Source organism: Bacteroidota bacterium, assembly GCA_030706745.1.
Classification (GTDB): domain Bacteria; phylum Bacteroidota; class Ignavibacteria; order Palsa-1295; family Palsa-1295; genus PALSA-1295.
This window is the reverse complement of the sequence record JAUZNX010000020.1, coordinates 1-12456: the sequence shown is the minus strand read 5'-3', so window position 1 is coordinate 12456 and position 12456 is coordinate 1. Positions and strand designations below refer to the sequence as shown.

Genomic DNA, 12456 nt, shown 5'->3' with positions numbered 1-12456 from the left:
GCTGGAGCTTGCCCCTAAACTGATAATATCGCCAGCGCGGCGATGGCAGCGGTCTCCGCCCGCAGACGGCGCGAGCCAAGTGAGGCGAGTCGTGCACCTCGATCGAGAGCAACGCGAAGCTCGGCATCTGTAAACCCACCTTCAGGACCCACGACGATAGCAATGGACGAAGTCGAAGCAGTACCGAGAGCTTCGACTGCTTCATCGTGAAGCAGAATGATTTCTCGTCCGGCTTGACGAGCCGATTGGAGCGCATCCTCAAATGAGCCGAGTTCATTGTCATCCGGCATCAGAAGCGTTGGCAATCGCGATCGCTTGGTCTGTTTCACGGCCGCTCGCAGAATGCGTTCGGATCGGTCGCGGCGCAGGTGCCGCTGTTCGGTCCGCTCCGTTATGATGGGTTGAATCTGCGAGACACCGAGTTCGGTGGCTTTCTCGAGTAGGAATTCCCAGCGGGCCGGTTGGGCGATCATCGCTTGGATGAGCAAGACATCACGTGATGGCTCGCCGAAGTTTGGCAGGACTTTTTGAATCGAGCAGAGCGCGTTCTTATCCTGTTCGCCTGTCAGTTGGCATTCGTAGCAGATGCCTTCGAGATCGGTGGCAAGCAGTGCATCACCGGGCCGAAGCCGAAGTGACTTGAGCGCATGGTGCGCTTCATCCCCGCGAAGGATGAGTTCGTTTCTGAGACGATCGACATCATCGGGCACAACGATGAGGCTTTCCATGCTAGACCTTCACGCGTGCCAGTGCCGCATCAACTGCCGTGCAGCGATCTTCGACGTAAAAGATGCCAGCATCCTCGGCAAGTTTGCGCGACTCGGCATTTACAATTTCTTGCTGCAGCCAAATGCAACGCGGTTTGTTCCTGCGCTTCAGGACATCGCGGACAGTATCGGGGGTGAATTCACTACGCCGAAAGATGTCTACGATGTCAATGGCAATATCCTCCGGGATTTGCGAAACATAGGGGTAGGCGGGAATACCGTGCCACTCCTTCAGTCGTGGATTGACCGGGATAATCGTAAACCCACGACGCATCAAAGCTCCGGCAACCTCCGAGCTTGGTCTGGTGAGATCATCCGAAATTCCGACGATAGCGATCGTCTTGGAAGTGTGCAACAGTTCGGGAATGGTCACCGGAGTGGATAGTTGATAACGGATAGTCGATAGTATGAACTATGCCGGCTTCTCGTTCTCCACTCTCCGCTCTCCATTATTCACAATCCGGTTGAAGGGCTCGACTAGGAGCGGCCGGTTCACAGCATCCCCGACGCGGACCAGTTCGCCCATCAACTCCTCGAACTGCTCGAATGTCAGCGACTGAGCGCCATCCGAAAGCGAACGATCGGGATCGTGGTGGACTTCGACCATCAAGCCATCGGAGCCCGCCGCCAGAGCGGCACGAGCAATGCTTCCGACAAATTCGCGCTGCCCGGTAGCGTGCGATGGATCGACGATGACGGGCAAATGGGATAGCTTTTTGACAACCGGAACCGCTGCGATATCTGCTGTGAATCGGAGCGATGGCTCGAACGTGCGAATACCGCGCTCGCACAGCACGACATTTCCATTGCCGCCGGCCAGAATATATTCGGAGGCCATCAGCCATTCCTCGATGGTGGATCCCGCACCTCGCTTGAGCATCACGGGCTTGCGGATATTGCCAAGTTGACGCAGGAGCGGATAATTCTGCATGTTGCGAGAGCCACACTGCAATACATCAGCGAACTCAGCAACCGCTGGAACATGAGCTGGCTCCATGACTTCAGTCACGATGAAGAGACCGAATTCCTCGCCGATCTTCTTGAGAAGCTCGAGTCCATCGAAGCCAAGTCCCTGAAAGCTATACGGCGAGGTGCGCGGCTTGAATGCCCCGCCACGAAGAAACCGCACGCCAAGATTGCGCACGAATTCTGCCGTGCGCCGAAGTTGGTCGTAGCCCTCGACCGAGCAAGGCCCCGCGATCATGACCGAAGGTGCATTGCCGCCAATCCGGGTTCCGTCCGGCATGGTAATGACGGTATCCTCCGGATGCCCGGAACGAGCCGCTAGCCGGAACGGCGTCGAAACACGAACCACTTCCTGGACGCCTGGCATAGCGGCCATCGAGGCTAGATCGTACCCGCCACTCTTTCCGACAATGCCGAAAACAGTCTGTTCCTGCCCATCCAACCGCTCGGCACGGATGCCACGGCTGGTGAGGAATTTCGAAATCTGCTGAATGTGGGCTTCTGAAGCCCCGCGTTGCATGACAATGATCATGGATGCGCGCTAACAAGAATAGACGGTTGTCAGGTGCCGATCACAGAGAATAAAAAGGCCGAAAGTGTTTCCACTTCCGGCCCTTACTAAAGACTCACGCTGAGAATGCTTAGCCTTTGGCGACCAAATCGAGTGCCAGCCGACGCATCGCGTCGTCGTCCTTGTCTGAAAGGACCTTGACAATTTGCTTGTCCATTTGCTCGCGAACGATGCGCTCGTAATCGCCACGGGTGAGCTGAAGCTCCGGCACTGGCTCTGGCTCGGCAAGCGCCTTCTTCGGACCCTTGACAGCATCGACCATCTGGCGAAGAATTCGATCCGTCCGCTCTTCCTCGACAGTAAAGACCATCGTGATCGCGAGCAATGTCAACATCGAAAACTCGATACCGAGCGCGAAGAGAATGAAACTCGGCTTCGTCGCAGGGATGAATTTTAATCCACGAATACCGACCACAAAGATCAGGAATGCCGCACCGCCATACGCCATACCAGTCACCATATTGGAATACTCTTCTGTAAAGTGGAACCGCATATAGGTGCCGATGCCGGATAGCCACGAGCCTTTGCCAGCCAAATACGCTGTCGCTCCATTGATTGCTCCAATTTCCAATTGGACGCTATCCAAGTTGATATCGGTGCGGCGTGCCAAAACGCGGGCCGTGTTTTCCGGGTCGTTGCGGAGGATAGACTCCACTTCCTCGGCGCTCGCCGAAAGCTGGAGCTGAAGGCGCTTCTTGATCTCCATCAGCGTGTGATACACGCGATCGCGGAAGAAGGGCAAACGAATGATAAAGCCAACCGCCGTCGCAAAGATAAATCCGAATAATATGTCGAACGGGATGAACGCCAGGGGCGGCTGTACGAAGAACTGCTGCTCGCCAAAGTGCACGTCCGAATCGATACCGAACGGGTGCCACCGAATGCCATCGCCTAGGCCTTGCAGTGCAAGGCAAAAAAGCAGATGTACTGCCAGCCCGCCGACAATCGACAGCAGAAATACGGGCATTGCGCTCGGCTTCTTGGTCTTATGTGCAACGAGCGGCTTGGTGGCTACTTTTGCAGGCCGCACAGTTGCGGCGGTTTCTGGATTTGCCATGATAGTCTCTTTACTCCGTTTTGTCTCTAAATGGTCCGCATTGTGGAATAATGACCACAGTGCGATCTCGTATTTTTCAAAACTTTGCGTGCATCATCGGGTCGCCAATCACACCCCATGACACTGGCTTACTGCTCCTCGTGTTGGAGCACGCCATGAATCGCCAAAATGCTCCTTCTCAGTCCCCCAGCGATAATCTCATTGCCAGCGATGAGGCTGCCCTCGCGGCACTCACCGAATTCATACAGATCCTCCGCCGCCTTCGTCTGGAGTGTCCCTGGGACCGTGAACAGACGCATGCCTCGCTCCGGCCTATGCTCATCGAAGAAGCCTATGAGACCCTCGAAGCGATCGAGCACGGGATAGTCACAGGAGACTACACTGAACTAAAAAAAGAACTCGGAGATATGTTATTACACATCCTATTCCACTCGGAACTTGCCCGGGAAGAGGGCCATTTCACCCTGGAACAGGTCCTCCGCACCGAGGCCGATAAGCTCATTTACCGCCATCCGCATGTGTTTGGGGATACTCAGGTTACCGGTGCCGAGCACGTAAGCCGCAACTGGGAACAGCTAAAACGCGCCGAAAAGGGCAGAACCAGCGTTTTGGACGGAATCCCGCACGCCCTTCCGGCCTTACAAAAAGCCACCCGGACCCAGGAGCGAGCTGCCAAAGTCGGATTCGACTGGCCAGATTCCGATAGTGTATGGGAAAAAGTACGGGAGGAGGTCTTCGAGTTCGAAGATGAACTCGCAAAAGTGGATAACCGAAAGCAGGAGGAGTTCGGTGACCTGCTGTTTTCGCTTGTCAATCTCGCCCGCCACGAAGGGATGGACCCCGAGCATGCCTTGCGTGAAGCCACCAAGAAATTCGAGCGCCGATTCCGAATGGTTGAATCCGAAGTCGAGGCCTCTGGCCGACCCATGGCCGACTTCACACTTGCCGAACTGGATGCCATTTGGGATCGGGTGAAGCACATGGTTTGACGTACCCGAATCGGTCGGACTCGTCCTTCAGCTTTTGGCCTAAAACCGCACCACTTCACCGGTCGCTAGCGATTCCCGAGCAGCGAAAGTGACGAGTGTCGTCGCCAGCAGCGAATCGAACGGGATCGGGCCTTCTCCTGATCGTGTGAAACTGGCAAGAAAGGCCTTGACTTCCTCTGCGTGGCCTTTGCCAGAGCCGGACTCAGTCTTGGGTTTGCCGGAGCCGTCCCAGAGTTCAAGCTCCGTAAAATTCTTCATAATTGCGGTGCGGCCATTCGAGAAGACCTGTATCTCTTCCTTCGGAAGCGATTTATCGCCATTGGCGAGATACAGGATGCTCGCAACCGAGCCATCCTCGTAGTCGATTGTGATGGAGACTGTATCGAGATCGACGGAGTCTGCGCGACCTGTCGAAATAGATTTTGCGAAGACCGAGCGCGGCGCGGCATCACCCACGAGGTAAGTCGCAGTATCAATGAAGTGGCAGCCCTCGCCGATGATTCGTCCACCGCCTTCGGTTTCGTCCTGCGTCCAGTGCGAGCGCGGAAGTGGTCCAGCGTTCACACGATAGAAAATCATCTTTGGCGAGAGATCATCGAAGAACGTCTTGGTCTTCCCAACAAGCGATGAGAACCTACGATTAAAGCCAACCATGAATTTCACTTCGGCAGATTTGCGCGCGTCTTCGTAGGCCTTCGCGACCAACTGCAATTGCTCCATCGTCACCGCCATCGGTTTCTCGACAAATACATTCTTTCCAGCCCGGAGCGCATCCGCAGCCAGCCGAGCATGATCACCGTGACGCGTTGCGATAAAGATCGTGTTGACGTCACTGGCCGCGATAACTTCATCGGCGGAAGTTGTCATGCGCTCGAAGCCAAACTTCTTTTGCGCATCCATTGCGCTCGCGCCGGATTGATTCGCAACAGCAACCAGCTTGGCGTTCTCTTTGAGCGTAGGCAGCAGGAATCCTTGCGCGAAGTTGCCGGCGCCGATAAAACCCACTTGAATTATGAATGACGAGTTATGATTGAGGAATTGGGACTCAGCTTTCGGTGCAACTTCATTCGTAATTCGTAATTCGTAATTCGTAATTGGCGCCGGATAGGTCAGCACCATCCCCAAATACCGCTCCTTGCGTTCGCCGGCGATGATGGAGTAAGCATCTTCGGCGCGCTCGATGGGGAACGTGTGTGTGGTGATTGCAGCGGTGTCGATTTGTCCTTCGCCGAGTAGCCGGACAAATTCCTGCATGTTGCGGCGCTCGGTCCAGCGCACGTAGCCGATTGGAAGGTCGATCCCCTTCTCTTCGTAATTGTGATCGTAGCGTCCCGGACCGTACGAGCGCGAAAGCCGGAACTCCAACTCCTTTACGAAATAAGCATCACGCGGAATCTGAATATCGCTCACGCCGACCATGATAATGCGCGCGCGGTCACGGGCGATCTCGGCACTGAAGGTGATCGGATCGTTCGAACTTGTTGCGGCACAGATAATCACAGTGTCCGCGCCGTGTCCGCTGGTAAGCTGCTTGATTGTACCGGCGAGTCCGGCTTGACCTCGGTTAAACGCATGGTGTGCTGTGTGCTTGCGTGCGATTTCGACGTGGTGATCATCCAGATCGACACCGATCGTTACGCATCCGGCTGCTTTAGCAATCGCGCATGCAAGCTGACCGACCAGTCCAAGCCCAATCACGACGACCGACTCGCCAAATGTCACATTCGCTTGGCGGAGGCCTTGCATAGCAATCGCGCCAAGCGTCGTGAAGCATGCGGACACAAACGGAACATTGTCCGGAAGCTTCACGCACAAATTGCGGAGCACGCCGACAACTTCTGCATGGCTCGCGCCTTGTCCGCCGCAGGCAACGCGATCGCCCGGCTTCAGATCATCCACGTCCTCGCTCACAGCGATAACTTCTCCGGCGCACGAATATCCCAGCGGGCCCGGCGTGTCGAGCTTGTTCATCACCCGCTGATAGGTCTTCCAAAAGCCTTGCTGCTTGACTTCAGCCAGGACCTTCTTGACATCATCGGGACGCTTGCGAGCTTTATCGATAAGCGAGGCCCGCGCGAGATCGACCTTCATCTTCTCCGTTCCGGCGGAGATAAGGCTGGTATGGACGCGAACGATGACACCGGCGCGCTTTGGCTCGGTGGGGACTGGCACATCATTAATTGTGATCGCGCCAGAGCGGAGGGATTGGAGCAGTTGTTTCAAGGGTAGATCTCAGGGTTATCGATGTGCACGCCAGCAGGCCAATTTCTTGCAGGGATAAAACGCTTGCTGCGGGCAGTTCGTCCCGGGTTCCCGAGGCATACTCTACACTTCATCACCATATTAAGTTATATTTGCACTCAAATCATTTAACGTCAATATGCAAATTTCCTTGTCTCGCCTTCTTTCAATCGCGTTGTTGCTGCTCATTCCGCTGTGCGTTCACGCGCAAACTAACAGTATTACCGGACATAGTTACTGGGGGTTCGATCTTGGGCTCACGGGTTCATCGTACATAGGAAATCAGAATTTCATCTGGCATATTGAGGATCCGAATGAGATTGATCCCTTAAGTCCCGATCCGACACATTTTATTCAGGCCTATATGCCTCTCGAAAATCTCGGTTCTGGCGTCGGACTTCTGCTCGGGGGCAAAATCGCAGTTCCGCTTGGCGAGAATCTCGATCTTGCCGCTAAGCTCCGCCTTCTAACCAATCATACATCCAGAGACGAAAGTCAGGACGTCGTGCTTGCGCATGATCCGACAACCCATGAGGTGACTGCCAGCGCGAGTTCATCGAACTCCTATGCGCTGACACTCTCGAACCTGAGTCTTGCGGCGCTCCTCAATTTTCGGCTCAGTGATCAGTTCTACGGCATTGGAGGATTCGAGCTTTCGACACTGCTGAGCAATTCGATCACACTTCACCAGGACCTCACCGACGGATCAACATATTATTATTCCGGCACCGGAGACCGAAGCGCCGTCAGTTCGCTCGATCATCCGGCTTCTAGTGCTACGAACTACTTCGCGGGTGGTCGCGCCGCAGTCCAACTGGGCGCCGGAACCGCATTCACACTCAATCCGGGGTCAAGTACGATGTTCGATGTCGAGCTGCTTTTCAGCATTCCATTGACCGAATGGTTGACGAGTGACGCCAGATCTCATCTGGATACAATGGCATCCGCGTTTTTCTTGCCAGCAATAACCTACCCGAAACTCTGGTACGCCTCTCTGACGGTTGGCATTCGTTTCCCATTTGGGGGTGGCGGCGGAAACACGGCGAACATAACTTCCCAAGGCGAGAGCCATGCGGAATCGGGCGCCACCACGAGTGAAGTTGGCTCCGATGGCAAGGTGGCACTGACCGGCACCGTGACTGATGCGAAAAGTGGAAAGCCGATTGACGCCACGATGACCGTGGTCGATCTGACCAGCAACGAAGTCGTCGCTACGGATAAGACCGATGGCGATGGTCGCTATAACGTGCGCGTTAAGGCGCCAGGCAAGTATTCTGTCACGGCGGATGCGAATGGCCATCTCTTCGGGACAGCGTATTTCGAAGTGGATAAAGATGGCCGCATTCTTTCGAACCATCCGGATATCAAGCTGAGCGAAACAACGAATGGCCGCACGCGCCTGCTCGTCTTCTTCGATTTCAATTCCTCGGACCTTAAGAGTTCGTCGTATCCTGAACTGAATCGAGCGGTTAAGCTGATGAAAGCCGTACCCACGATGCAGGTGGAGATCGCAGGGTATACCGATTCAGTCGGCTCGCCGGAATACAACCGGCAACTCTCCGAGAAGCGGGCGAATTCGGTGCGCGATTACCTGGTACGCAATGGCATCACCAAGGCCAGGGTCAAGACACACGGTTACGGTGAGGAGTCACCCATCGCGGATAACTCGACCGATGAAGGCCGGGCGGAGAATCGCCGCGTCGAATTTGTCGTACTGAGTAAGTAGCAAGTGAATTGAAATTTGAGCGGGGTCCAGGTAAGTTTATCGGCCTACCTGGATCATTATCATTCTGGTCGTATTTTCGCACGTGCTTAATTACATCTGGCTGTTTCTTATTGCCGCCGCGATCTGCGTCGCGGTTGGTCGCGACGTGAGTGAAGAGTCGACCGACCGCTTCCGGAATGGCGAGCCACTCACGCTTTCCGCTACGCCGGGCGCGCTAAAACCGGCGGGTCCGAATCATTATGCGGGGACCGTCTTCCTGACTAAGGCTGAGATCGCTCACTTCTATGGCGCGAGCGAAGCCAAGGCTGTGAAGGGCGATACGGTCGCGTTTGCCGCCGATCTCATTCAATCGCAAACCAATCCAAGCGCCGGCACACTCACGCTGACGCTGCCAGCGAATGCTCCGCCAGTCATGGTCGATGCTGCTGCCGCCAATGGAGACGCCACAAAGCTGATCGGGCAAGCGGCGATAGTTGATAGTGGAAGGTTGATAGTGGATAGTGGAAAACAAATGATCCACTTTCCGCTATCAACCTTCCGCTATCAACTACCCACCGTCCATTTTCGAATTCTTGCGAAGGTTGCGAACGAAGGCATTCTCAAGATCGCGGACACCGCAGTTACACTCGCGTTAGGACTGATCGGCGTCATGGCGCTCTGGCTTGGCATCATGAAGATCGCCGAAGCGGCGGGACTGGTGCTGCTGTTGGCGAAGATCGTGCGACCAATCATGACACGCATCTTCCCCGATGTGCCACCCGATCATCCCGCCATGGGCGCGATGGTGATGAACATGACGGCGAATTTCTTGGGACTTTCGAACGCTGCCACGCCGCTCGGACTCAAAGCAATGGAAGAGCTGAATAAACTCAATCCCGTGGCTGGCACCGCAACGAATGCGATGTGCATGTTCCTGACGATCAATACGACGGCGCTCACGCTCGTGCCCGCAACGGTCATCGCGATTCGCCTGACGCTGGGTAGCTCGAACCCCACAGATATTATCATGCCGACGTTTTTGGCGACGTTAGTGAGCTTGATTCTTGGGGTGATGTTTACGCGGTTCATTCAGCGGTTCTTCCCGGTGCGGGCGATAGAAGGGACGGAGGCCGCGTAATGGAAAGCACGTTCATCGTCATCACCAAAGTCCTTTCGACGGCAGCGATTCCGCTGATCGTCTTCACAATCGTTCTGGTGGCCGCGATCCGGAAAGTCAAGGTCTATGAGGAATTCGTCGAAGGCGCGAAGGATGGCTTCACAACAGCGGTGAGAATCATCCCGTATTTAGTGGCGATGCTCGTCGCAATCGGCATGTTCCGCGCGAGTGGAGCGATGGATATTCTCACGACCGCGATTAGTCCGGTCACCGACGCGATTCATTTCCCGAGCGAACTATTGCCGCTCGCCATCATACGCAATCTTTCAGGTTCCGGCTCGCTGGGACTCATGACTGACATCATGAAATCACACGGTCCGGACAGCTTCATGGGCCGCCTTTCCGGTGCGATGATGGGCAGCCACGAGACGACATTCTATGTGCTTGCAGTGTATTTTGGCTCGGTCGGCGTGAAGCGGACGCGGCACGCGGCGCTCGGCGGTATCTTCTCGGATATCGTCGCACTGATTATGAGCGTGATTCTGGTCAGATGGCTCGTGCCGTGAGCCGGATGGTAACTCCCTCTCTTTGGTATTTGCCGGATATTCTGCTGACAGCCGCGATTTCTGCCGGTCTCCATCTCCAGAACTAGTAGTGTCCTAGTACACCAATATCAACCGAATCGCATATTTTTGCGGCCGTTCTACGGGAGGAGCAGACTTGGCATCTGCCAATTACCTGGCTCTTTCTCGGCGCCCTGAATTCCGGTCTTCTGTCGCCTGGATCTGTGGCGTTTGTTGCACGTCTCACGAACCTTTCTATCTTTCATATCTTATGAGAAAATTTCTGTTCTCTTTGCTCCTTGGCGGAGCATTATGGGCAACTCAAACTGCCCACGCCCAACAAATCGGACATGCCGATGTACCGCATCGCATCAGCTATCAGGGCCGAATCACCGGCCCTGATGGCGCTGCGATTCCGGACGGGATGCACTCAGTACTTGTCCGATTCTACAGCAGCGCTGACGCCCAGACCCCCGCATGGGAGGATAACTTCCATGCGAACACCACTGGCGGCGTCTTCTCGATCGAACTGGGCAGCCAGGCACCGCTTCCTGCGATCGAGGGCTCGCTCTTCGTCGCAACAGTCATCGATGGCGGCGCTGAAGTCCGTGCCACCGAGCCGGTTGCGAGCGCACCCTACGCGATGACCGTTGCAGACGGTGCCATCACGGCCGAGAAAATGGGGACCGACTACCTCAAGTCGCTGACCGTCAACGGTCAAACCGTTACCGGTCGCGGCGCAAGCGTGAACATCCAGACCGGAGATGGCATCGTGGCAGCGATGGATCCTGCGACAAATACTCTGCTCCTCAAATCGGGCCAGACCGAGCTGGAGGGCGCCCGTGGAGGCGCTGTGCAGGGAAATACGACGATCAGCGGCGCGTTGACCGTCACAGGATATTCATATCTCGGTTCCTCGAGCAGTCCCGTCTATGTATACGGTGACATTCATCTCTACTCGACCATTCAACTTGCTCCGGGGAATAATTTTCAAATCTTTGAAAACAATAATCAGAGATCGGGTCTGATCGAGTATGGAGGCGGCAATAACACCGGATTCGGATACCAGATACTCCTGAATAACACAACTGGCGCCTACAATGCCGCGTTAGGGTTCGGTGCCCTCACCTCAAATACGACCGGATCCAATAATACCGCCGCGGGACACTCGTCTTTAAATAAGAACACAACCGGCGTCAATAATACGGCGCTTGGCAACCACTCTCTCTACTCGAACACGAGCGGCAACTATAACTCCGCTCTGGGGTACCAGGCGTTGTATTCAAACACCACCGGCACGAATAATACCGCGCTCGGCCACGAAGCCTTGCTCCATAACACCACCGGCAGCTACAACTCGGCACTCGGCTACGAAGCGCTCCTGGGGAATACGACCGGCGCGAACAACACTGGTCTTGGCCACCAGGCGCTCTACGCCAACACTACCGGCCAGAACAATTCCGCCATCGGCCACATGGCCATGAACTCCAACACAACCGGTAACTATAACTCCGCTCTGGGGTACCAGGCGTTGTATTCAAACACCACCGGTCAAAACAACACCGCGCTCGGCCATGAAGCATTGCTCGATAATACCACCGGCAGTTACAACTCCGCGATGGGATACGAGGCCATGATGATGAACACCACGGGCACGAACAACACCGGTCTCGGTCACCAGGCGCTCTATGCCAACACGACGGGCCAGAACAATACGGCTACCGGCCACATGGCCATGAACAACAACACGACCGGTAGCTATAACTCTGGCTATGGTTACGAGGCGTTGTACTCGAACACGACCGGTCAGAACAATGCGGCCATCGGACACGAGGCGATGCTTCATAACACGACCGGAAGCTTCAACTCCGCCCTCGGCTACGAGGCGCTGCTGGCGAACACGACCGGTGTCAACAACACCGCCATCGGCCATCAGGCCATGCAGAACAACACGACCGGTAACTTCAACTCAAGCCTTGGCTACCAGGCCCTGCTCTCGAACACGACCGGTCAGAACAACGCGGCCATTGGACACGAGGCGATGCTTCATAACACGACCGGAAGCTTCAACTCCGCACTCGGTTACGAGGCGCTGCTGGCGAACACGACCGGCGTGAACAACACGGCGATGGGTCATCAAGCCATGCTCGCGAACACGACCGGAAGCTTCAACTCGGCCTACGGCTACGAGGCATTGAACTCAAACACGACGGGACAGAACAACTCGGCGATCGGACACGAAGCATTGTACCACAACACGACCGGCAGCTTCAACTCGGCCATTGGATTCGAGGCGCTGTTCTCGAACACGACCGGTACGAACAATTCGGGCGTCGGCCACCAGGCGCTCTATGCCAACACGACGGGCCAGAACAATACGGCATCTGGTCACATGGCCATGAACAACAACACGACCGGTAGCTATAACTCGGGCTATGGTTACGAGGCGTTGTACTCGAACACGACCGGTCAGAACAATG

10 protein-coding genes are annotated in these 12456 nt (G+C 55.5%); 5 read left to right on the top strand and 5 right to left on the bottom strand.

Going from position 1 to position 12456, the window contains the following annotated elements:
* Positions 1–14: 14 nt before the first annotated feature.
* The 4 genes from Q8902_15005 to Q8902_14990 all read right to left on the bottom strand — a co-directional run bounded on the left by Q8902_15005 (position 15) and on the right by Q8902_14990 (position 3361).
* The gene (locus Q8902_15005; GenBank protein ID MDP4200868.1) at positions 15–728 is read right to left on the bottom strand and encodes an RsmE family RNA methyltransferase; all 714 of its coding nucleotides are present in this window, start codon (positions 726–728) and stop codon (positions 15–17) included.
* Position 729: 1 nt separating this feature from the next.
* Positions 730–1140 (bottom strand): CoA-binding protein, encoded by a 411-nt coding sequence (locus Q8902_15000; GenBank protein MDP4200867.1) that lies wholly within the window; start codon positions 1138–1140, stop codon positions 730–732.
* A gap of 39 nt (positions 1141–1179) precedes the next feature.
* Positions 1180–2265, bottom strand: a complete 1086-nt coding sequence (aroF, locus tag Q8902_14995; GenBank protein ID MDP4200866.1) for a 3-deoxy-7-phosphoheptulonate synthase — start codon at positions 2263–2265, stop codon at positions 1180–1182.
* Between the two features lie 109 nt (positions 2266–2374).
* Positions 2375–3361: a hypothetical protein gene (locus tag Q8902_14990; GenBank protein MDP4200865.1), complete on the bottom strand. Its 987-nt coding sequence runs from the start codon at positions 3359–3361 to the stop codon at positions 2375–2377.
* Positions 3362–3516: 155 nt separating this feature from the next.
* On the opposite strand from Q8902_14990, the gene mazG reads away from it, so the two are divergent.
* On the top strand, positions 3517–4350 hold the full coding sequence (gene mazG, locus Q8902_14985) for a nucleoside triphosphate pyrophosphohydrolase (protein MDP4200864.1): 834 nt from the start codon (positions 3517–3519) through the stop codon (positions 4348–4350).
* A gap of 39 nt (positions 4351–4389) precedes the next feature.
* Here mazG and Q8902_14980 read toward each other — a convergent pair whose 3' ends face one another.
* On the bottom strand, positions 4390–6573 hold the full coding sequence (locus tag Q8902_14980; protein MDP4200863.1) for a bi-domain-containing oxidoreductase: 2184 nt from the start codon (positions 6571–6573) through the stop codon (positions 4390–4392).
* A 169-nt stretch (positions 6574–6742) separates the two neighbouring features.
* Between Q8902_14980 and Q8902_14975 the strand changes: the two genes are divergently transcribed.
* The 4 genes from Q8902_14975 to Q8902_14960 all read left to right on the top strand — a co-directional run.
* Positions 6743–8317, top strand: a complete 1575-nt coding sequence (locus tag Q8902_14975; GenBank protein ID MDP4200862.1) for an OmpA family protein — start codon at positions 6743–6745, stop codon at positions 8315–8317.
* Between the two features lie 82 nt (positions 8318–8399).
* Positions 8400–9434, top strand: a complete 1035-nt coding sequence (locus Q8902_14970; protein ID MDP4200861.1) for a nucleoside recognition domain-containing protein — start codon at positions 8400–8402, stop codon at positions 9432–9434.
* The gene (locus Q8902_14965) at positions 9434–9979 is read left to right on the top strand and encodes a spore maturation protein (protein MDP4200860.1); all 546 of its coding nucleotides are present in this window, start codon (positions 9434–9436) and stop codon (positions 9977–9979) included. Before Q8902_14970 ends, Q8902_14965 begins: the two co-directional genes overlap by 1 nt.
* Positions 9980–10247: 268 nt before the next feature.
* The coding region (locus tag Q8902_14960; protein ID MDP4200859.1) for a hypothetical protein at positions 10248–12456 on the top strand (2209 nt) is incomplete at its 3' end.

Coding starts and splice junctions, on each gene's coding strand:
- Q8902_15005 (MDP4200868.1), bottom strand. CDS start 728: ATGGAAAGCCTCATCGTTGTGCCCGATGATGTCGATCGTCTCAGAAAC.
- aroF (MDP4200866.1), bottom strand. CDS start 2,265: ATGATCATTGTCATGCAACGCGGGGCTTCAGAAGCCCACATTCAGCAG.
- Q8902_14990 (MDP4200865.1), bottom strand. CDS start 3,361: ATGGCAAATCCAGAAACCGCCGCAACTGTGCGGCCTGCAAAAGTAGCC.
- mazG (MDP4200864.1), top strand. CDS start 3,517: ATGAATCGCCAAAATGCTCCTTCTCAGTCCCCCAGCGATAATCTCATT.
- Q8902_14965 (MDP4200860.1), top strand. CDS start 9,434: ATGGAAAGCACGTTCATCGTCATCACCAAAGTCCTTTCGACGGCAGCG.